Annotated in this window: 15 protein-coding genes; 12 read left to right on the top strand and 3 right to left on the bottom strand. The window is 68.1% G+C overall.

The genetic code is table 11. The features are described 5' to 3' along the window. The first annotated feature begins 188 nt into the window (after positions 1-188). Genes wecB through RTO53_RS13000 form a run of 11 tightly spaced genes read left to right on the top strand, consistent with a single transcriptional unit; the run spans position 189 to position 15888 of the window. The gene (gene wecB / locus RTO53_RS13050; protein WP_312238186.1) at positions 189-1370 is read left to right on the top strand and encodes a UDP-N-acetylglucosamine 2-epimerase (non-hydrolyzing); all 1182 of its coding nucleotides are present in this window, start codon (positions 189-191) and stop codon (positions 1368-1370) included. Beyond that, positions 1367-3580, top strand: a complete 2214-nt coding sequence (locus RTO53_RS13045; RefSeq protein ID WP_312238185.1) for a cellulose biosynthesis cyclic di-GMP-binding regulatory protein BcsB — start codon at positions 1367-1369, stop codon at positions 3578-3580. The genes wecB and RTO53_RS13045 overlap by 4 nt, the downstream gene beginning before the upstream one ends. Before the next feature lie 6 nt (positions 3581-3586). Continuing rightward, the gene (locus tag RTO53_RS13040; protein WP_312238184.1) at positions 3587-5731 is read left to right on the top strand and encodes a glycosyl transferase family protein; all 2145 of its coding nucleotides are present in this window, start codon (positions 3587-3589) and stop codon (positions 5729-5731) included. After that, entirely contained in the window at positions 5728-8547 is a 2820-nt protein-coding gene (locus tag RTO53_RS13035; RefSeq protein ID WP_312238183.1) for a hypothetical protein, read from the top strand. The genes RTO53_RS13040 and RTO53_RS13035 overlap by 4 nt, the downstream gene beginning before the upstream one ends. A gap of 20 nt (positions 8548-8567) precedes the next feature. Then, positions 8568-9596 carry a twin-arginine translocation pathway signal gene (locus RTO53_RS13030; protein ID WP_312238182.1) on the top strand — a complete coding sequence of 343 codons (1029 nt, stop codon included), beginning with the start codon at positions 8568-8570 and terminating at the stop codon, positions 9594-9596. 4 nt (positions 9597-9600) lie between these two features. Next, positions 9601-10725 carry a cell division protein FtsQ gene (locus RTO53_RS13025; RefSeq protein ID WP_312238181.1) on the top strand — a complete coding sequence of 375 codons (1125 nt, stop codon included), beginning with the start codon at positions 9601-9603 and terminating at the stop codon, positions 10723-10725. Between the two features lie 12 nt (positions 10726-10737). Then, positions 10738-12318, top strand: coding sequence for an MBOAT family O-acyltransferase (locus RTO53_RS13020; protein WP_312238180.1), 1581 nt, complete (start codon positions 10738-10740; stop codon positions 12316-12318). Positions 12319-12331: 13 nt separating this feature from the next. Beyond that, positions 12332-12562, top strand: coding sequence for a phosphopantetheine-binding protein (locus RTO53_RS13015; RefSeq protein ID WP_137191072.1), 231 nt, complete (start codon positions 12332-12334; stop codon positions 12560-12562). Between the two features lie 29 nt (positions 12563-12591). Next, on the top strand, positions 12592-14067 hold the full coding sequence (locus RTO53_RS13010; protein WP_312238179.1) for an AMP-binding protein: 1476 nt from the start codon (positions 12592-12594) through the stop codon (positions 14065-14067). Next, positions 14064-14750, top strand: a complete 687-nt coding sequence (locus RTO53_RS13005; RefSeq protein WP_312238178.1) for an alginate O-acetyltransferase AlgF — start codon at positions 14064-14066, stop codon at positions 14748-14750. The genes RTO53_RS13010 and RTO53_RS13005 overlap by 4 nt, the downstream gene beginning before the upstream one ends. Positions 14751-14754: 4 nt before the next feature. Next, entirely contained in the window at positions 14755-15888 is a 1134-nt protein-coding gene (locus tag RTO53_RS13000) for an acyl-CoA dehydrogenase family protein (RefSeq protein ID WP_312238177.1), read from the top strand. A 62-nt stretch (positions 15889-15950) separates the two neighbouring features. Here RTO53_RS13000 and RTO53_RS12995 read toward each other — a convergent pair whose 3' ends face one another. From RTO53_RS12995 to ettA, 3 genes are all read right to left on the bottom strand, one after another. Then, positions 15951-16949, bottom strand: a complete 999-nt coding sequence (locus tag RTO53_RS12995; protein ID WP_312238176.1) for a DUF4434 domain-containing protein — start codon at positions 16947-16949, stop codon at positions 15951-15953. Between the two features lie 61 nt (positions 16950-17010). Next, positions 17011-18327 (bottom strand): NCS2 family permease, encoded by a 1317-nt coding sequence (locus RTO53_RS12990; RefSeq protein WP_256775386.1) that lies wholly within the window; start codon positions 18325-18327, stop codon positions 17011-17013. 151 nt (positions 18328-18478) lie between these two features. Beyond that, positions 18479-20143 carry an energy-dependent translational throttle protein EttA gene (ettA, locus tag RTO53_RS12985; RefSeq protein ID WP_259206955.1) on the bottom strand — a complete coding sequence of 555 codons (1665 nt, stop codon included), beginning with the start codon at positions 20141-20143 and terminating at the stop codon, positions 18479-18481. Between the two features lie 237 nt (positions 20144-20380). On the opposite strand from ettA, the gene RTO53_RS12980 reads away from it, so the two are divergent. Continuing rightward, positions 20381-20842 carry an RcnB family protein gene (locus tag RTO53_RS12980; RefSeq protein WP_312238175.1) on the top strand — a complete coding sequence of 154 codons (462 nt, stop codon included), beginning with the start codon at positions 20381-20383 and terminating at the stop codon, positions 20840-20842. The last annotated feature ends 211 nt before the right edge of the window (positions 20843-21053 follow it).

Raw genomic sequence — 21053 nt, 5'->3', positions numbered from 1 at the left:
AACTTTCACCTGAGTGACACACGCATAAAAGCAACAATGAAGTGCAATCCGGGGCAGTAAGTGACGCTGAGCGTCACTTTTCTTGGGAAATGTGATCCACATCACGTTGCACTGGCTAGCTCTCGCCACTTGGCCTACGATTTGCGTGATGGAAGTCACATTCGTTGGTCATCACAGGGAGCTGTCTGGTGAAGGTTCTTTCTGTTTTTGGTACGCGCCCCGAGGCAATCAAGATGGGGCCGCTGGTCCGCGCGCTGGATGCCGCGCCGGATATCGAGTCCATCGTCTGCATCACCGGGCAACACCGGGCGATGCTCGACCAGGTGATGTCGCTGTTCGACATCCAGCCCGATCACGACCTCGATGTGATGGTCGCCAACCAGACCCTCAACGGGTTGTGTTCGCGCCTGTTCGCCAAGCTCGACGCGCTCTACGAACAGATACAGCCGGACCGGGTGCTGGTGCACGGCGATACCAGCACGGCCATGACTGCCGCGTTGGCCGCTTTCCAGCGCCGCATCCCGGTGGGGCACGTCGAAGCGGGCCTGCGCACCGGTGACCTGCAGCAGCCGTGGCCGGAAGAGATGAACCGCCGCGTCATCGATGTGGTCGCCGACCATCTGTTCGCTCCGACCGACAGCTCGCGCTACAACCTGGAACAGGAAAACCTGGCCGGGCGCATCAGCGTGACCGGCAACACCGTCATCGATGCGCTCAAGCAGACCGTCGAGCGCATCGACCACGACGCCGCGCTGCGCGCCTCGATCGATGCGCAGTTCCCGTTCCTGCACGCGGACCGCAAGCTGCTGCTGGTCACCGGCCACCGCCGCGAGAACTTCGGCGGCGGCTTCGAGAACATCTGCCGCGCGCTGGCCGAACTGGCGCAGCGCCCGGACCTGCAGATCGTCTACCCCGTGCATCTCAATCCGAACGTGCAGGGCCCGGTGCATGCGCACCTGGGCGGCCTGGACAACGTGCACCTGATCGCGCCGCAGGATTACCTCAACTTCGTGCGCCTGATGCAGCGTGCCCACGTCGTGCTGACCGACTCCGGTGGCGTGCAGGAAGAAGCCCCGGCGCTGGGCCGGCCGGTGCTGGTGATGCGCGATGTCACCGAGCGGCCGGAAGCGGTACAGGCCGGCGTCGTCCGCCTGGTCGGCACCGAACCGGCGCGGATCGTGGCGGCCGTGCACGCCGCCTGTGATGCGCCGCAGGTGGCGGCGCACTTCATCGCCGATGCCAGTCCGTACGGCGACGGTCGCGCCTCGGCGCGGATCGTGGCGGCGTTGCGCGGCCAGCCGTTCGACGCGTTCGTGGCGGCCCACGCCGCGCCAACACCCCATTCCTCCCTTTCAGAACTGACGCCATGACCTACACCAACCGTAGTACCGCACGCTTCCCCAAGGTATTACCGCTGGCCTTGGTCCTGGTCCTCCCGCTCGGGCCTGCACTGGCGGCCGACAACGCCGCCGGGCAGTTCACCGAGTGGGCCGGCGATGCCACCGTGACCCGCAGCATGACCCTGCGCGAGCTGGGCTTCCGCCAGCCGATCACGCTCAGCGGCCAGGAAAGCCAGCGCGAGATCTACCTCCCGGTCCCGGCAGGCGTGCCGACCCGCGACGCGCAGCTGCAGCTCGATGGCCGCTATGTACGCGGGCATACCGGGCGCAGCTCGGGGCTGTGGTCGGTGGATGGCGACCCGGTCGCCGCACGCTCGATCACCGATCCGCAGGGCGATGCCAGCCAGCTGCTGGCCATCGACGGCCTGCCGCGCGACAACGGTTTCGTGCGGGTCAACGTGGGCTGGTGGTCGGTGGTGTCCGACTACCGCTGCGCCGACCAGAGCGCGCCGGCCAACGTGCTGCGGCTGTCGCCGGATTCGCGTTTCAGCTACCGCTTCGACGGCCGCGCCGTGAATACCGTGGCCAAGGCGTGGGGCGCATTGCCGGCACGGGTACGGCTGCTGGTGGATGGCAAGGCGCTGCAGGCACCGGCCTACGACGCCGCCTGGCGCGTCGGTGCAGCATTGCGCAACGGCGGCAAGCAGGTCGACGTGGTGGCGCTGCCGGCGGTGGGCAGCACGGTCGACCTGACCGGCATCAGCATCCCGGCCAGCCTGCAGGGCGTGCCGGCCTACGCCGCGCTGGCCGCGGGCGGCGCGCAGCACCGCATCGCCAGTCTGGCCGAAGTGGGCGCGCTGCTGTCGCTGCGCGACAGCGGCCCCCTGGCGGTGGATGTGGCGATCAGCAGCGATGCGCTGCGGGCCGGCGTCCGCGCCGCGCTGGATGCACTGGCCGCCGACGTAGGCGCCAGCGGCGGCGATGCCGCCGCTGCGTTCAGTGCCTGGCGCGGTAGCGACATGGCCGCGCTGGAGAAGGGGCCGGGCAACGCGTCGGTGAGCGTGGCCGCCGTGGCCGGGCGTCCGACCCTGGTGGTGGCCGCCGCTGCCGGTGGCAAGGTCGCCGGCCTGCTCAGCGAGCAGTGGCGCAACTACGCCCTGGGCCGCGAGCTGCAGGTAGCCCAGGCCAGCCCGGCGCCGGTGAAGCAGGACGCCGTGCTGCTCAGTCGCCTGGGCAATATCGCCGGTACGCTGGACATCGTCACCCGTGGCGACCGCAGCGCTACCTTCGAGCTGGGCGCGCTGTCGGCCGATGGCCGACTGCCCGAGCAGGTGGTGATCGACGTCTCGGCCGCCCCCAACGCGGCCGGGCAGGGCGCGGTGGCCAGCATCTACTTCAACGACTACCTGCTCGGTGCCAAGGTGCTCGCCACCGACGGCAAGCCGCAGCGGTTGACCGCCAAGGTGCCTGCCTATGCATTGGCGGCGCGCAATGAAGTGAAGATCAGCTTCCTGCGCCAGCCTTCGCGGCCGTACTGCCACGACCCGGCCACCGCGTTCCCGGTGTCGATCCTGCCCAGCAGCCACCTGACCCTGGCCAAGCGCACGCTCGACACGGATTTCATCGGGGCCGCCAGCCAGCTCGCGCATGCCAACGAAGTGTTCGTGCCGGCGACCTGGTTGCAGGACGCCCCGACGTCGCTGGACAAGGTGATCGCCATCGCCAGCGCGGTGGGCGTGTCGCCGCAGGCGGCCGAACTGAAGGTGGTGGCGGCCGGCAGCGCGATCAGCCCGGGCCAGCCGTACCTGGCCTTCGCCCTGGCCCCGTCCGGGACCACGCCGGCCGGTCTCAAGGACGGTCGCCTAGTGGTCAATGGCGGCGACGCGCCGCTGCTGGATGTGGCCGGACTCGACCACGCCGCCGCCGTGCAGGTCGTGGATGGCGGCGGCCACATCGGCGTGCTCTACAACGACCTGGGCCAGCAGGGTCCGTCGCTGGAGGCACCGTTCCGGCTGCTGCGCGGCGATTTGGCCGTGCTTGATGGCAGCGGTGTAGTCAGCGATTTCGACAGCAAGGATCCCTACGGTGCGCGCGTGGCCGATGCCGGCAACCCGCAGCCGGTGTGGCAGCAGCACATGGTGTGGCTGCTGGTCCTGGTCGGCCTGGTGGTGTTCGCGCTGCTGGCCGCACGTGTCGCGCAGATCCGTCGTCGCCGCAAGTCCGGCAGCAGCGGGCACTGATCGGCCGTGAACGGTCTCCCCTGGGACATCCACCTGGCCAACTACTACGCCGCGCTGGAAACAGCCGCGGCGGTGGTAGCCGTGCTGATCCTGATCTCCAGCCTGGATGACCTGTTCATCGACGTCTGGTACTGGATCCGCGAAAGCTGGCGCACCCTGACCCTGAAGAAGCGCCGCGACTACCGCCCGCTGACCCAGCAGGATCTGCTGCAGCGCCCGGAGCAACCGCTGGCGATCATGGTGCCGGCGTGGGCCGAGTACGACGTGATCGCGCAGATGGTGGAGAACATGATCGATGTGCTCGACTACCGCGAGTACATCGTCTTCGTGGGCACCTATCCCAACGATGCCGAGACCATCGCCGAAGTGGAGCGCATGCGCCGTCGTTACAAGCGGCTGCGCCGGGTGGAAGTGCCGCATGCCGGGCCGACCAGCAAGGCCGACTGCCTGAACTGGCTGATCCTGTCGATCTTCGATTACGAGAAGCGCCACGACATCGAGTTCGCCGGGGTGATCCTGCACGACAGCGAAGACGTGCTGCACCCGATGGAACTGCGCTTCTTCAACTACCTGCTGCCGCGCAAGGACATGATCCAGCTGCCGGTGACCTCGCTGGACCGCGAGTGGTATGAGCTGATCGCCGGCGTGTACATGGACGAGTTCGCCGAATGGCACGCCAAGGACCTGGTGGTGCGCGAAAGCGTGTCCGGCATGGTGCCGTCGGCCGGTGTCGGCACCTGCTTCTCGCGCAAGGCGCTGCTGGCACTGAGCGCGGCCACCGACAACCAGCCCTTCAACACCGACAGCCTGACCGAGGATTACGACGTTGGCGCGCGGCTGGCGGCGATGGGCATGCAGTCGATCTTCGCCCGCTTCCCGGTGCAGTTCCGCGTGCGTCGCCCGTCGTGGTTCGGCTGGGGGCCGGTGCGCGAGAGCACCCAGTCGATGGCGCTGTGCGTGCGCGAATACTTCCCCGACAACTTCCGTGCCTCGTACCGGCAGAAGGCGCGGTGGGTACTGGGCATCGGCCTGCAGAGCTGGGAGACGCTGGGCTGGCGCGGCTCGCTGGCGACCAAATACCTGCTGGCGCGCGACCGCAAGGGCATCGTCACCTCGTTCGTCAGCATCATCGCCTACGTCATCTTCCTGCAGCTGCTGCTGTTCTGGGTGCTGAAGATGACCGGGCTGTGGCATACCCAGTTCCCGACCATCTTCCAGGCCGGTACCTGGCAGATGAACATCGCCCTGATCACCACCGCCGCGCTGGCCACCCGCGTGGTGCAGCGCTTCTACTTCGTCAACCGCCTGTACGGGTGGGAACACGCGTTGATGTCGATCCCGCGCATGGTGGTCGGCAACATGATCAACTTCATGGCCACCGCGCGCGCTTGGCGCATGTTCCTGCTGTACCTGCTGTTCGGCAAGCGCATGGTGTGGGACAAGACCATGCATGATTTCCCCACCGCCTCGCAGCTGGTGCAGACCCGCAAGCGGCTGGGCGAACTGCTGACCACCTGGCAGGCGGTCGAACCGGAGCGTCTGGAACAGGCGCTGAAACAGCAGCAGGGTGGTCGCCAGCAGCCACTGGGCCGCATTCTGGTGTCGCAGGGCTGGCTCGACGATGAGACCCTGGCCGAGGCGATTGCCTTCCAGAGCGATCTGCCGCGTGCGGTGATCGACGTGGACTACCTGCAGGACGGCGTGTTCCCGCTGTCGGTGGAGGCCTGCGTGCAGTGGCGCCTGCTGCCGTTGCCGGGCAGCACGCCCGGCATGCTGTCCATTGCGGTGGCCAACCCGCTGACCGACGCCGAGCAGGCGCAGTTGCTGCAGGACGTGGAGGCCACCGCGCTGGCGCAGTCGATCGCGCGGGAAAGCGAAGTCAACGCCGGCCTGCGCCTGATCAGTGGCGAAAGCTACCGCATCGACGCGGTGCCGCTGCTGGGCGACCTGCTGGTGGAAATGCGCTTGATCGCACGCGACCAGTTCGAACGCGTGCTGGACGAGTACAAGCCGCAGCGCGATGGCCGCATCGGCGACTACCTGGTCAAGCACGGCGTCGCCACCGAGGCGGCCATTGCCGAAGCGGTACGCGAGCAGCACCGCCGTTCCGGCCAACCCCAATACAGCGCAGACGGAGAGCTGAAGGCATGAGGACCACCCTGCTTTCGAGCGTGATCGCGCTGAGCTTGTTCGGCTTGGGCAGTGCCGGCGTGCACGCACAGGAATCGTTGCCGCTGGCCGGCAATGCCTACCGCATCGCCGAGCAGGCCTTTGGTGCCTACGAGCGTGGCGACTACGCGCAGGCCTACCGCAACGCCACCGAAGCGGCGCGGCTGCGCCCGGACGTGGCACGGCTGCGCCTGCTGCAGATCTATGCGGCGCAGAAGCTGGGTCGCAACGACGAGGCACGCGCGCTGGCGCAGCGCGCGATCGCCGATGGCATCCGCGACCCGGCGCTGCCGACGCTGGCGAGCGCGCCGCGGGCGGGCAGTGGCGTGGCAGGCGGTGCGCGCGTTGCCACCGCCGCCAGACCCACCGCCGCCGAGCTGGCCTACCAGCGTGCCTTCGCGCTGGCCACCCAGGCGTACGAGGCCTACAACAACGACCGCATGGCCGAAGCGGCGAGCAAGGCCGAACAGGCCTTCCGCGCCCAACCACAGCAGGGTGCGTGGGCAACGCTGTGGGTGGCGTCGCTGGAAGCGCAGCAGCAGCTCGAGCAGGCCGACGCCGCCGCCGCGACGGCGATCCAGCTGGGCGCACCGAACGTGGGCGACCTGCAGGCCAAGCGGGTCGCGCTCGGTCGCCAACGCGCGGTCAAGCCGGCGCAGGAGGGTTACCAGGCCCTGATCGCGCAGGATTTCGGCGCGGCAACCGGCTTTGCCAGGCAGGCCGTGGAGCGTGCGCCGGATGTCGCCTCGCACCGGCTGCTGCTGATGACCGCGCAGATGCTCGATGAGCAGCTGCCGACAGCCGAAGCCACGGCCGACCAGGCCCTGGAGAACGACAGCGACGATACCGTCGCGCTGGTGATGCGCGCCTACCTGCGCCAGCGCCAGATGAAATCCGCGCAGGCCAATGCGGACTTCGACGCCGCGCTCAAGCAGGACTGGCTGGACGCGCAGCAGCAACGCAACGTGCGTCTGCTCGCCGTGGACGCGGCACTGGCCGCTGGCGACCACGCGCGTGCCGCCGTCCTGCTGCAGCCGCTGCAGCAGGACAGCGATGCCGACCTGGATGCCGACAGCCGCAAGGCGATCGAGCAGGCGGTGGCCGAGCGCGGCAAGGCCCTGCGCCATCCGCATGCCACCACCGACCTGAGCCTGAGCGCGTACCCGGCACCGTTCCAGCAGTGCCGCGATACGCCCTACGGCACCCAGTGCGAGGTCATGCCGGCCGATCTGCAGGGCGAGGGCGGCGCATCGCAGCGGGCCTATGCCGCCTTTGGTCGCCAGGATTACCAGGAAGCCATCCGGCAGGCGCAGCAGGCGCTCAACGATGACCCCGACAACCTCACCCTGCAGGCGCTGCTCACCACCACGCTGTCGGCCGGCGACCGCGCGCAGGCCGCGCAGGCGCGCCAGCGGCTGGATGCCGCCCTGGCTGCCAAACCGAATGACGCCGGGCTGCTGATGCAGCGCGGTTACCTCAACCAGCGCGTCGGCCAGCCCGAACAGGCCCTGGCCGATTTCCGCGCGGCCGAGGCCACCGGCAAGGCGCCGCCGACCGTGCTGCTGGACCAGGCCTATGCCAGCGCCGCCAGCGGCGACAACCGGCAGGCGGTAACCCTGTTGCGCGGTGCCATCGACAGCGCCGATGCCGGTACGTTGAAGCTGGACAAGGCGCAGCGTTACAACACCCGCAGCTCGATCGCCAACCTGTCGCGCGAGTGGGGCATCATCGCCTCGGCCGGCTACCGCGGTGCGCGCCAGGCCGCCACCAACCTGGGCGGTGCGGCGATCAGCACGCCGGGCGATTCGGTGTTCGGCACGCTGGAAGCCTTCTGGCGGCCCTCGGCGACCAACACCCGCCACGGCACGCTGGAAGCCTATGCGCGCATCGCCAACACGCTGTACGACGGCGGCGGCACGTTCGAATCGATCAAGGCCGTGGACCCGTGTACGGGCGTGGCCACCGATGATGCGCGTGCGCGCGCCGAGCGCCTGAGCCGTTCGCGCTCGATCGCCGGCTGGCCCTCCACCATCGCCTCGTTCGGTGTGCGCTACGCGTTCGGCCAGACGGGCCTGAGTGCCGGCATCGAGCGCCGGCAGTTCGTCGGTACCGCCACCCGCAACGGCGGCATCTATCCCGATTCGGCGGCGATCCAGTGCCGCATCCAGATCGAATCGAACCGGCCGCTGCAGATCAACACGCTGGCCCGCTATCGGCTGGACAGCAACGCCGGCGGCTGGATGTCCTACCTGACCTACGGCTTCTACAAGGGCACCGGGGTACGCACCGACGTCAACCAGTGGTGGACCGTCAGTGGCTACGCCCAGGCCGGCTACACCTGGGACGACAACGACGCGCACTTCACCATCGACAGTCTGGACGCCAATGGCGATCCGGCCCAGCGCATCCTCGAATCCGACGGTCACCTGCGCCGCCAGCAGTGGTTCGGCGCGGCCGAAGTACGGGCGGGGCGCAGCTACCGCTTCGGGGCAGACCAGACCCGCTGGGTGGTCAACCCCTACCTGGTGGTGGGCGCGGACTGGATCGACCAGCGCTCCAAGGTACGAGGCATCGACTACCCGCTGATCGGCGTGCAGTCCTTCAACCTGTCCGATACCGCCAGCAGCTGGTCGCTCGGCGCCGGCCCGGGCATCGGCGTGCGCTACTGGTTCCGCGAAGACCACTACAACGCCGCGCGTTCGTACCTGGACCTGGGCGTGCAGTACCGCTTTGCCATCGGCGGCGGCGATACCCAGCGTGCCAAGGGCCTGTTCGCCACGGCAACGCTCTACTACTGATCATGCAGAAGGAATTGACGATGACCCACGACCGTCGCAACGCCCCTCCGGCCCGACCGCTGCTGCGGGCCCTGTTGTGCACCGCGCTGCTGGCCGCCGCGCCGCTGCCGGCATTGGCGCAGGCCGCGCCCGTGGCCGCAGCGACCAGCCAGGACTCGTCGATCGTGATGATCGGCAAGGACGGCTGGCTGTTCCCGGCATGGGGCAGCCTGACCGAGGTCGACGCCCCGGCGATCGGCCGCAACACCCAGTTGATCGCCCAGGCACGCGCCGCGCTCGCCGCGGCCGGGGTAAAGCTGGAAGTGCTGGTGCTGCCGGACAAGGCCCTGTTCTACGAAGACAAACTGCCCGATGGCAAACGCATGAGCGATGCCGTCCGCGGTCGCTACGCGCTGGTCCACGATGGCCTTGTCAAGGCCGATGTACCGGCGATCGACGCGCTGCAGGTGCTGCGCCAGGTCAAGCAGGGGGGCCAGGACGTGTTCTACCGCAGCGATCAGCACTGGACCCAGCCGGCCGCCGATGCGGTCGCCGTGGCGGTGGCCGCGCAGGTTCGCCAGCAGGTGCCGCAGCTGGAGGGACAGGCCGGCAGTGGCATGGCGCTGGGGAGCGAGATCAAGGAACGCCGCTTCGGCGACCTGGCCGAACTGTTCCTCACCGATGAGCAGCGCAAGACGATTGGCCGCGACACCTTCACCGTGCGCCGCCAGGCCGAACAGCAGTCGCTGCTCGACGACGCGCCGGCGCCGGTGCATGTGACCGGGCACAGCATGGTGCAGCCGTACTTCGGCTTCCCGCAGAAACTGTCCAACCTGCTCGACCGACCGGTGTCGGTGAACTGGAAACCCGGCAATGTCGGCCACTGGGTGATGCTGCTGGAATATCTGGAATCGCCGGAGTTCCGCCAGCACAAGCCACAGGTGCTGGTGTGGCAGATGTTCGAGCCGTCCTACGTGCAGGGCCCGGATGCGCGCGGCCAGTGGGACAACGCCTCGATCATGACCCCGCAGCAGTGGACCGCGCGCTTGAACAAGGCACTGGGGCAGTAAGGCGATGAGTGCACGTCCCGGCGCACCCGCGCCCTTGCCACCGGCCGCGCCGGCCCGTGCCCACATCGCCACCGCGGTGGTGGTGATCGCGTTGCTGTTGATCGGCCTGCTCGCCGGCGGCTGGATGCTGGGCAATGCCAAGCTGCCGGCCGGCGCGCTGGCGCCGGCGCGCTGGGCCGATGGCGCTGCAGGCCGCGCGATCAACGATGCGCTCAAGCTGCCCGTGCAGGCCCAGGCCGATCTGGTCACCGCCGCGCTGCGTTATCGCGTGCTCGGCGACCTCGGTCCGCAGGTGGCGCTGGGCTGCCCGGACTGGCTGTTCTACCGCGATGGGCTGCGTCCGCAGCCGGGCGCGGGCGCGGAGGCGTTCACCCAGCGCGTGCGGCTGATGCAGCACTGGTCGAGCCAGCTCAAGGCGCAGGGCGTGCAGATGCTGGTGGTGGTGGTGCCGGACAAATCGCGGATCGAACAGGCGCACACCTGTGGGCTGCGCACGTCCACCGTGATGCGCGCGCGCCTGGGCCAGTGGCAGCAGGCGTTGCGCGCTGCGCAGGTGCCATCGACCGATCTGCTGCCGGTGTTGCAGGACGGGACGGCGCCGCTGTTCTTCCGCACCGACGTGCACATGAACCGGATCGGCGCCCAGCGCGCCGCCGAGGCGGTGGCCGCGTCCGCGTTGCCATTGCTGGGTGGACAGGGCGGGCAGGCGTTCGAGGTGGGCGCGCCCGGTCCGGCCAAGCCGCGGATGGGCGACCTGATCGTGCTGGCGGGGCTGGAACACGCGCCCCCGGCGTGGCGGCCGACGCTGGATCGCGAGCCGGAGCAGGTGATCACCCCGCTGCGCAGCGGCGGCCTGCTCGATGACACCCCGCCGGTGGAAGTGCTGCTGCTGGGCAGTTCCAACGGCCGCCGCAGCCTGTTCGCCGAACGCCTGGGCCATGCGCTCGGGCGCGAAGTGTGGAACCAGAGCCTGGATGGCGGCCAGTTCTCCGGTGCGCTGCTCGCGGCGTGGCCGCAGCGCGCGCAATGGCCGCCGACACTGAAGCTGGTGGTCTGGGAATTTTCTGAAATGGCCCTGTCCCTGCCGTTGACCGACGGTGAGCAGGCAACGCTGGCCGAGATCCACTGAGCGCTACGGACGATGCTTTTCAATTCCTTCCTGTTCCTGCTGGTTTTCCTGCCGATCGCACTGGGCGTGCACTACGCCCTGGGTGCGATCCGGCCGCGCCTGGCCGCGCTGTGGCTGTGCGTGGCCTCGATCGTGTTCTACGGCTGGTGGAACCCGCAGTTCGTGGTGCTGCTGTCCGGCTCGATCGTGTTCAATTACCTGGTCAGTCTGGTGATCCTGGCACTGGCCAGGCGACCCAAGCTGCAGCTGCTGGCCACCGCGCTGGGCGTGGCCGCCGACCTGTTGCTGCTGGTGCATTACAAGTACTTCGCGGCGATGGTGAATTTCGTCGGCGAGATGGGCTTCAACGTCGGCCCGATGGATGCGCTGATCCTGCCGCTGGGCATTTCCTTCTTCACCTTCACCCAGATCGGCTACCTGCTCGACTGCCGCGCCGGCGTGGTCAACGACCGCAGTCCGCTCAGCTACGTGCTGTTTGTGACCTTCTTCCCGCACCTGATCGCCGGGCCGATCCTCCACCACAAGGAGATGATGCCGCAGTTCAGCAAGCGCGAAACCTACCGCTTCCATGCCGACAACCTGTCGGTGGGCGGCATGCTGTTCGTGATCGGGCTGGCCAAGAAAGTGCTGCTGGCCGACACCATCGCCCCGTATGCCGATGCCGGTTTTGCCTCTACCGGCGATGTCCAGTTCTGGGGCGCATGGGCGACCGCGCTGAGTTACGCGCTGCAGCTGTACTTCGATTTTTCCGGCTACTCGGACATGGCACTGGGGCTGGCGCGGATGTTCGGCATCCGTTTCCCGCTGAACTTCAATTCGCCCTACAAGGCGACCAGCGTGATCGATTTCTGGGCGCGCTGGCACATGACGCTCACCCGCTACATCACCGCCTACCTGTACTACCCGGTCGCCATGGCCGTGACCCGCTGGCGCACCCGCCATGGCCGCGCCACCGGCCCGGCCGCGGTGGCCTCGGCCGGCGGCTTCCTGTCGATGATCGTGCTGCCCACGGTGTGGGCGATGGGCCTGGCCGGCATCTGGCACGGCGCCGGGCTGCAGTTTTTGATCTTCGGCCTGCTGCATGCCGGCTACCTGTCCATCAACCACGCCTGGCGCGTGTTCGTCGGCGGCCGCAAACCGGCCGCATTGCGCCAGCTGCGCTGGTACCAGCAGGCCGGCTACGTGCTGCTGACCTTCGGCGCGGTGCTGGTGGCACAGGCGTTCTTCCGCGCCGATGGCGTGCACGATGCCTGGCAGCTGGTGCAGGGCATGTTCGGCATCCGTGGCTGGGAAAGCATGGAGCAGCTGGGCTACCTGGGTGGCATGGGCCTGGCCGATGGCTGGCGGCTGCTGATGGGCCATCATCTGCAGCTGGTCTATATCGTGGTACTGCTGGTCATCGTCTGGGCCACGCCCAACGCGCAGCAGATCATGGGCGTGTACTCGCCGTCGCTGGCCAAGCCCAACCCGGCGCCGCGCGCGTGGATGCGCTGGCAGCCCAACCTGCCGTGGCTGGGCGTCATGCTGCTGATGTTGCTGCTGTGCCTGCTCAGCCTGCACAAAGAGTCCCGTTTCCTCTATTTCCAGTTCTGACAAGGTGAACCCGATGGATATCCAGACCCTCCAGACACAGTTGATCGACATCGTCGAGGCCGTGATCGGCACCCGCGTGCAGCCGGACGAATACATGGAGTCGCTGTTCGACTCGATGTCCAAGGTGCAGCTGATGGTGGAAGTCAAAGACCGCCTGGGCGTGACCCTGCCGGTGGATGAGATCGACGCACTGGTCGACTCGGTGCAGGTACTGGCCGACTACGTGGCCGCGCACCAGCGCTGAGCCGTATTCCCCCTGCAGGAGCTGCGCGCATGCGATTCGATTTCGACCACTGCCGCTTCGTCGACCTGGAGCATGCCGCGCATGCCCCGGCGCTGCACGATGCCGACGGCACCCTGGACTGGGCCGCGCTGCACCGCGCGACCCAGGACTGGATCGAACGCGCGCAGGCCGCCGGCGTGCAGCCCGGATATGCGCTGGTGATCTCCGGGCATAAACAGTCCGCCTTCGTGGTGGCCATGCTCGGCTGCCTGCAGATGGGGGTCACCTACGTACCGATGGACACCATCAATCCGCCCGCGCGGCTGCAGCGGATCACCCAGCTGACCCATGCCGGCGCGGTCTACGACGCGGCCACCGATACCTTCGGGGCGGGCGCCGATGCGCCGCGCGCGCTGCGCGTGCCGGACCTGGCCTACATCATGTTCACCTCGGGCAGCACCGGGGATCCCAAGGGCGTGCAGATCGGCCGCGACAGCGTGGCGCTGTTCACCGGCTGGATCCGCGACTGCCTGCAGCTGGGCGATGCGCCGGCCTTCCTCAACCAGATGCTCTTCAGTTTCGACTTCTCGCTGTTCGACCTGTGCGGTGCGCTGGGCCTGGGCGGCAGCTGCGTGCTGTGCCCGCGCGAGGTGATCGCCGACAGCGAGCGTTTCGTCGACCACCTGCGCCATTCGGCGGTGGCGGTGTGGGCCTCCACGCCCTCGTTCGTGCGCCAGCAGATGCTCAACCCTCGCTTCAATGCCGAGCACCTGCCGTCGTTGCAGGTGTTCGTGTTCGGCGCCGAATCGTTGACCCCGCGCGTGGCCGAGGAACTGTGGGCACGCTTCCCGCAGGCGCGCATCATCAATTCCTACGGGCCTACCGAGGCAACCTGTTCAACCACCTGGGTGGAGATCGATCCGGCCTTGCGCGCGGCCGCGCCCAACCCGTTCCCGATCGGCGTGGCCAAGCCGTATGCGGAGGTGTTCATCGATGATGGCGAAATCTGCATGGCCGGCGACCACGTCATGCGCGGCTATCTGGATCGACCGGACCTGGACCAGGGCGTGTTGTTCGACCACCACGGCAAGCGCGCCTACCGCAGTGGCGACCTTGGCGATCTCGACGAACATGGCCGCGTGTATTTCCGGGGCCGCAAGGACGACCAGATCAAGCTCAATGGCTACCGCATCGAGCTGGCCGAAGTGGATGCCTCGCTGTCCACGCTGGACGGCGTGGTGGCGGGCGCGGCGGTGGTGCTGCGTCGGCCCGACGGCAGCCTGGTGCGGATGATCGGTTTCGTCGAACTGGCCCAGCCCGGCGACGGCCTGGTGCAGCCGCTGCCGGCCGCGCTGCAGGACTGGAAGGAACAGCTCGGCCGCCGCGTTCCGCCGTACATGATTCCCTCCGAACTGATCGCCGTGGATGCGTTGCCCACCGGCAACAGCAACAAGGTCGACCGTAGACAACTGGAGCAGCGCTATGCATTGGCGCGCACGCTCCGCAGCCAGGAACCCAGACCATGAAGCTTTCCCTGATCCCGCTCGCCGCCGCCCTGTTCGCCCTCTCCCCGCTGGCTGCCCACGCGCAGCAGGGGGGGCAGGAAGGACGCCTGGCGCAGTTGTATGCGCCGCGGCCGCCGGCCGGTTCGGCCTTCGTACGCGTGTTGAATCCCGGCAGCGCCGCGCTCAAGGTCGCCGTCGGCACCGGTGCCGAGCAGAGCATCGGTCCCGCTACCCGCGCCACCCGCTACGCCATCGTCGAAGGCGGCAAGCCGTTCAACCTGCGCGTGGCCGGCAAGCCGCGCAGCCAGGCCCAGGTCGCCGCCGGCAGCTTTACGACCCTGGTGCTGGATGCGGCCACGCCGACCAGACCGCTGGCGGTACTGGCCGATGGCGGCGGCACCAGCGATGCGCTCAAGGCCGAGATCCGTTTCTACAACCTCGCCAGCGGCTGCACCCAGGGTCGCCTGGCGATGGCCGACAACGGCGCGGTGGTGTTCCCGGCCGTCGCGGCCGGCAGCAGCAGTGCGCGCGGCATCAACCCGGTCAAGGCGCGCCTGGTCGCCGGCTGCGGCAGCAAGGACAGCGCCCCGCTGGCGCTGCCGGCGCTGCAGCCCGGCGATCACTACAGCCTGTTCCTGACCGGCACGGCCGCTGCCCCGGTGCTGCAGGGCCAGCTCAGCGGCACCGACGCGGTGGGCCGCTGATCCCATGTCCGAGCGTCCCGTCTTCCGCGACGACCACGCCCTGTTCCGCGCGCAGGTGCGTCGCTTCATCGACAGCGACATCGCACCGCACTACGCGCATTGGGAGCGTGATGGCATCACCCCGCGGTCGCTGTGGCGCGCTGCGGGCGAGGCCGGCCTGCTCAACTGCCAGCTGCCCGAGCCCTACGGACTGGGCGGCGACTATGGGCATGCCGCGTGCGTGACCGAAGAACTGGCGCGCGCCAACTATCTGGGCATCGGGTTTTCGATCCATTCGGACATGGTCGCGCCCTACCTGATGCAGTACGGCAGCGATGCCGTGCGCGAGGCATGGTTGCCGGCGATGGCGCGAGGCGAGGCGATCGGTGCCATCGCCATGACCGAACCCGGCGCCGGCAGCGACCTCAAGGCGATCCGTACCCGCGCCGAGCCCCAGGGCGATCATTACCTGCTGAACGGGCAGAAGACCTGGATCACCAACGGCAGCAACGCCGATGTGGTGGTGGTGGTGGCGACCGTGGCGCCGGAACTGGGCGCACGCGGGCTGACCCTGTTCTGCGTGGATACCGCCTGGCCCGGCGTCACCCGTGGCGCGCCGATGCCCAAGATCGGACAGCACGCCCAGGACACCAGCGAACTGTTCTTCGACAACGTGGTGGTGCCCGCCTCGCACCTGCTGGGCGAAGAACAGCGCGGTTTCGATTATCTGGGTGAGCAACTGGCTGCCGAGCGCCTGGCCATCGCGCTGCGCGCGGCAGCCTCGGCCGAAGGCATGCTGGCCGAGACGGTGGCCTACGTGCGCCAGCGCAAGGCGTTCGGACGCTTCCTGATCGACCACCAGAACACCCGCTTCGTGCTTGCCAATGCGGCCGCCAAACTGGCGATGCTGCGCAGTTTCCTCGACCAGTGCCTGGGCGAGCAGATGCAGGGCCGGCTGGATGCCACGGTGGCGGCGATGGCCAAGCTCAACGCGACCGAACTGCAGGGCACGGTGCTCGATGACCTGTTGCAGCTGCACGGTGGCTACGGCTACAGCAGCGAGTACGGCATCGGCCGTGCCTGGACCGATGCACGCGCGCTGCGCATTTTCGGGGGCAGCAGCGAGATCCTGCGCGAGATCATCGGCCGTACGCTGTAACCCGCGTACCGCACGCACCGAACCTGCCGGTACCGACCGTGGGCCGGTACCGGGGGCACGCCCTACAGGCCCCAGTGCCGGCGCAATGCCTTGGCCTGTGGCGTGTCCTGCGACAGCCACGGGTCCAGCGCGTACACCAGCACGTGTTCGGCACCGCTGTCGCGGGCCCAGGCCAGTTGCCGCTCGATGCGCGCGGCATCGGCGGTTTCGCCCTTGAACCGGGTGCCGTCGGCGTTCTCGCCGGGCAGTTCGCGGAACAGCTCCACGATCGCATCGAAGGCCACGCCGCGCTGTTTCAGCATCGCCAGCAGCGGCCGCAGTTCCTGCACATTGCCCGCACCGGCCACGCCGACCCCGTCCTGCACCATCGGCCGCAAGGGCACCTGGTCGAGCAGGCTGGCCCAGACCGTTTCCAGCCGTCCGCTGGTCTGCAGCCGGCTGAAATAGGTCGACACCGCGCAGTTGCCTCCCTGTGCCTGCGCGGCCTGCTGCAGCCCGTGCAGCCAGTGCGCCAGCCATTGCACGCGGGCCGGATCGGCCCAGTGGTACTGCTCGATTTCATACGGCAGGTACCAGCCGCCGAAGGCCTGCAGCCGCGCCCACGGTGCCTGCGCCAGCCACTGCTGCGCGCGCGTCAGCGTCTCGGCGAAGAAGGCCTGCAGGGTCGCGTCATCGCCGCCGATCGCTTTCCACCACGACTGCTCGAACGGCAGGCCGACCCGCACCGTGATGCCGGCTTCGCCCGCAGCGGTGAACAGCATCCGCAGGCTCGCATCGGTCAGCTGCCAATCGCCCTCGGGCGCGCCATGGATGCCGACCCATTGCAGCACCAGCTGTCTGCAGCCCAGCCGCTTTGCCAGCTGCACCGAACGCTGCCAATCGGCCATCGTCCAGTCCAGGTGGCTGCGCCAGGGTTGCAGGAAGGTGCCATCCACCTGCTCGGGCACCGAACAGCCGGGCAGGGTGGCCAGCACGCCGACCGTCGGGGCCAGCAGTGCGGCACGCAGCAGGCGGCGCCGCAACGGCGACGACGGATCGGCAGGCAGGTGGGCATCGGTCATGCCCCATCATCCCAGAGCCGCGTTGCGGAGGGGTGAACCGCCGCGCGCCGCGGCGGCACCGTCATTCCAGCGCGTAACGCAGCACGAACAACCCGGCCACCAGCCACACCGCCGGATGCACCTCGCGCCAGCGCCCGGTGCCCGCCTTGAGCACCGCATAGGCGATGAAGCCGAAGGCCAGGCCGTTGGCGATGGAGTAGGTGAACGGCATCGCCAGCGCACACAGGGCGGCCGGCACCGATTCGGTCAGGTCGTTCCATTCCACATCGACCAGCTCGCGCAGCATCAGCCCGGCCACGAACAACAGGGCAGGGGCAGTGGCGTAACCGGGCACCATCGCCGCCAGCGGCGAGAACAGCAGCGCGGCCAGGAACAGCGCGGCCACCACCAGCGCGGTCAGCCCGGTGCGACCACCGGCCTGCACGCCCGAGGCGCTTTCGGCAAACGCGGTGGTGCTGCTGGTGCCGAGCAGCGAGCCGGCCACGATCGCAGTGCTGTCGGCCAGCAATGCGCGGCCGAAACGCTTCTGCGCGCCCGGCAGCTTGAGCAGCCCCGCACGCCCCACCACGCCATACAGCGTGCCGGTTGCGTCGAACACCTCCACCAGCACGAACACCAGCACCACCTGCAGCAGCACGGCGATGGGGGCGCCGCCGTCGTGATGCAGCAGGCCGGGCAGGTCCAGCTGCAGGAAGGTCGGGGCCAGGCTCGGCGGCAGCGAGATCAGCCCGTGGAACTGCACGTCACCGAGCAGCCACGCCGCGCCGGTCACCGCCAGGATGCCGATCAGGATCGCACCGCGCACCTTGCGTGCTTCCAGGATCGCGATCAGCAGGAAGCCGGCCAGCGCCAGCAGCGGGGGTGCCGTGTTGAGCGGGCCGAGTGCCACCAGTGTGTCGGTGTTGGCGATGATCACCCCGGACTTCTGCAGCGCGATGATCGCCAGGAACAGGCCGATACCGGCCACGATCGCCGCGCGCAGCGACGCGGGAATGCCCGCCACCAGCCACGCACGTACGCCGGTGAGTGACAGCAGCAGGAACACCAGCCCGGAAATGAACACCGCCGCCAATGCCTGCTGCCATGGCAGTCCGGCGGCACCGACCACGGTAAAGGCGAAGAACGCATTCAAGCCCATGCCCGGGGCCATGCCGACCGGGAAGTTGGCCGCGAACGCCATCACCAGCGAGCCCAGTGCGGCGGCCAGGCAGGTGGCCACGAACACCGCGCCGGGATCCATGCCGGTGGTGGCCAGGATGTCCGGGTTGACGAAGACGATGTAGGACATCGTCAGGAAGGTGGTCAGGCCGGCCAGCAGTTCGGTGCGCACGGTGGTGCCGTGCTGCTGCAGCTGGAACAGGCGCTCGGGGAGGGACATGGTGGAATCTCGTGACGATAAGGCGTCATGACCAGCGGTCATGGCCAGCCGGAATGCAAACGGCCGCGCGGTGCGCGGCTGCGTCATGACCAACGGTCATGACCTACCCAAATGCAAACGGCCGCGCAGTGCGCGGCCGTTTCTCGTTCCGTTACTTCAGCGCCTTGAAGCGCAGGCGCTTCGGCGCGGCGTCGTCGCCCATGCGGCGGCGCTTGTCTTCTTCGTACTCGCGGTAGTTGCCTTGGAAGAACTCCACGTGCGAGTCGCCTTCGAAGGCCAGGATGTGCGTGGCGATGCGATCCAGGAACCAGCGGTCATGCGAAATGACGAAGGTGTTGCCCGGGAACTCCAGCAGCGCATCTTCCAGCGCACGCAGGGTTTCAATGTCCAGATCGTTGGACGGTTCATCGAGCAGCAGCACGTTGCCACCCTGCAGCAGGGTCTTGGCCATGTGCAGGCGGCCACGCTCACCACCGGACAGCGAACCGACCAGCTTCTGCTGGTCCTGGCCCTTGAAGTTGAAGCGGCCGATGTAGGCGCGCGACTGGATCTCGATGCCGTTGATGTTGAGGATGTCCAGGCCACCGGCGATTTCCTGGAAGACGTTGTGGTTGCCTTCCAGCGCGTCGCGGCTCTGGTCCACGTAGGACAGCTTGACGGTCGGGCCGACGGTGATCTCGCCCGAATCCGGCTTTTCCTGGCCGGTGATCATCTTGAACAGGGTCGACTTACCGGCACCGTTGGGGCCGATGATGCCCACGATCGCGCCGGCCGGGACCAGGAAGCTCAGTTCGTCGAACAGCAGGCGGTCGCCGAACTTCTTGGAGACGTTCTTGAACTCCATCACCGAGTTGCCCAGGCGCTCGCCCGGCGGGATGAAGATTTCGTTGGTCTCGTTGCGCTTCTGGTAGTCCACCGACTGCAGTTCTTCCAGGCGGGCCAGACGGGCCTTGCCCTTGGTGCGGCCGCCCTTGGCGTTCTGGCGCGACCATTCCAGTTCCTTCTGGATTGCCTTCTGGCGCGACTTCTCCTGGTTGTCTTCCTGCTTCAGGCGCTCGTCCTTCTGCATCAGCCAGTCGGTGTAGTTGCCCTTCCACGGAATGCCGCGGCCGCGATCCAGTTCCAGGATCCACTCGGCGGCGTTGTCCAGGAAGTAACGATCATGGGTGACCGCCACGACGGTGCCGGTGTAGCGCGCCAGGAACTGTTCCAGCCATTCCACGGACTCGGCGTCGAGGTGGTTGGTCGGTTCGTCGAGCAGCAGCATGTCCGGCTTCTGCAGCAGCAGGCGGCACAGGGCCACGCGGCGCTTCTCACCACCGGAGAGCTTGCCGATCACGGCATCCCACGGCGGCAGGCGCAGCGCGTCGGCGGCCACGTCCAGCTGGTTTTCCAGGGTATGTGCGTCGCCGGCGGCGAGGATCGCCTCCAGGCGCTCCTGTTCCTTGGCCAGCTTGTCGAAGTCGGCGCCTTCCTCGGCATAGGCCAGGTAGACGGCGTCGAGCTGGGCCTGGGCCTGCAGCACTTCGCCGACGCCTTCCTCGACCGCTTCACGCACGGTCTTGGTCGGGTCCAGCTCCGGTTCCTGGGCCAGGTAGCCGACCTTGATGCCGGCCTGCGGGCGGGCTTCGCCCTCGAAGTCGGTGTCCACGCCGGCCATGATCTTCAGCACCGTGGACTTGCCGGCGCCGTTCAGGCCCAGCAGGCCGATCTTGGCACCCGGGAAGAACGACAGCGAGATGTCCTTGATGATCTGCCGCTTGGGCGGGACCACCTTGCTGACGCGGTTCATGGTGTAGATGTATTGCGAGGACATGAGGTCTCCGAAGGCGCAACCCTGCGCCCGTTCCGGGCGGAACAGGAACAGATGGATAAAATGGGTACCCCCGATTATAGCCGGAAGCGATGACAGTCGCCGGTGGCCCCATGGGACGGGGCTTGCCGCCGCCTGAATGGGCGGTCAAAGGGCGTGAACCGGAAACCGTTTCCAGCCGGAAACCGTTCAGATGACCTGCGCATGATGGAGCCATCAATCCACCAAGCGAGGCCAATCATGAGCATCAATCGATTTGTGGTCGGGGCCGTCGCCTCGCTGCTTGCTCTGGGTGCGGTGGCGCCGGCCTTCGCCGATGACGACCATCGCGGCCGGGGGCATGACCGCCACGAGCGTCATGACGATCGCCGTTATGACCGCCATGATCGCCGCGACTGGCGCGACGACCGTCGCGAGGCCCGGCATGACCGCCGCTACTACGACAACCGCGGCTACTACCGTCCGGCACCGCCACCGCGGGTGGTCTACCGCCCGGCGCCGGGCTACGGTTATGGCTGGGCGCGCGGTCACCGCTACAACGAGTACTACCGGGGCCCGGTCTACGTGGTCAACGACTACAACCGCTACTCGGTGCGTCGCCCGCCGTATGGACACCACTGGATCCGCGACGACCGCGGCAATCTGCTGCTGGTCGCCATCGCCACCGGCATCATCGCCGACTTCGTCATCAACAACCGGTAAGCCCACAGTTTCTGTCCAACCCATGCGGCGCCCTCAGGGGCGCCGTATTTTGTTGTGGCACCGGGCAGATCTGCTGGAAAGAGGTTCCTTTTCCGGTGCGCGTGGCACGCAGGTCGCGTGGTCTGAACCCAGACGCGGTCGTCGGCGGGTCGGGCGCTGTGCCCCCATGCCCTTTCCGGCGAATGTCCTCCGGCCGCTGCGCGGCCTCCTC

It is taken from the genome of Stenotrophomonas sp. (assembly GCF_031995405.1).
Lineage (GTDB): Bacteria > Pseudomonadota > Gammaproteobacteria > Xanthomonadales > Xanthomonadaceae > Stenotrophomonas.
The sequence above is the reverse complement of the archived record's forward strand: the minus strand, read 5'-3'. Positions and strand labels throughout refer to the sequence as shown.

What these genes read in the sequence shown, in the direction of transcription:
- RTO53_RS13045 (WP_312238185.1), top strand. Translation starts at nt 1,367, where the DNA reads ATGACCTACACCAACCGTAGTACCGCACGCTTCCCCAAGGTATTACCG.
- RTO53_RS13035 (WP_312238183.1), top strand. Translation starts at nt 5,728, where the DNA reads ATGAGGACCACCCTGCTTTCGAGCGTGATCGCGCTGAGCTTGTTCGGC.
- RTO53_RS13030 (WP_312238182.1), top strand. Translation starts at nt 8,568, where the DNA reads ATGACCCACGACCGTCGCAACGCCCCTCCGGCCCGACCGCTGCTGCGG.
- RTO53_RS13025 (WP_312238181.1), top strand. Translation starts at nt 9,601, where the DNA reads ATGAGTGCACGTCCCGGCGCACCCGCGCCCTTGCCACCGGCCGCGCCG.
- RTO53_RS13020 (WP_312238180.1), top strand. Translation starts at nt 10,738, where the DNA reads ATGCTTTTCAATTCCTTCCTGTTCCTGCTGGTTTTCCTGCCGATCGCA.
- RTO53_RS13015 (WP_137191072.1), top strand. Translation starts at nt 12,332, where the DNA reads ATGGATATCCAGACCCTCCAGACACAGTTGATCGACATCGTCGAGGCC.
- RTO53_RS13010 (WP_312238179.1), top strand. Translation starts at nt 12,592, where the DNA reads ATGCGATTCGATTTCGACCACTGCCGCTTCGTCGACCTGGAGCATGCC.
- RTO53_RS13005 (WP_312238178.1), top strand. Translation starts at nt 14,064, where the DNA reads ATGAAGCTTTCCCTGATCCCGCTCGCCGCCGCCCTGTTCGCCCTCTCC.
- RTO53_RS13000 (WP_312238177.1), top strand. Translation starts at nt 14,755, where the DNA reads ATGTCCGAGCGTCCCGTCTTCCGCGACGACCACGCCCTGTTCCGCGCG.
- RTO53_RS12995 (WP_312238176.1), bottom strand. Translation starts at nt 16,949, where the DNA reads ATGACCGATGCCCACCTGCCTGCCGATCCGTCGTCGCCGTTGCGGCGC.
- RTO53_RS12990 (WP_256775386.1), bottom strand. Translation starts at nt 18,327, where the DNA reads ATGTCCCTCCCCGAGCGCCTGTTCCAGCTGCAGCAGCACGGCACCACC.
- ettA (WP_259206955.1), bottom strand. Translation starts at nt 20,143, where the DNA reads ATGTCCTCGCAATACATCTACACCATGAACCGCGTCAGCAAGGTGGTC.
- RTO53_RS12980 (WP_312238175.1), top strand. Translation starts at nt 20,381, where the DNA reads ATGAGCATCAATCGATTTGTGGTCGGGGCCGTCGCCTCGCTGCTTGCT.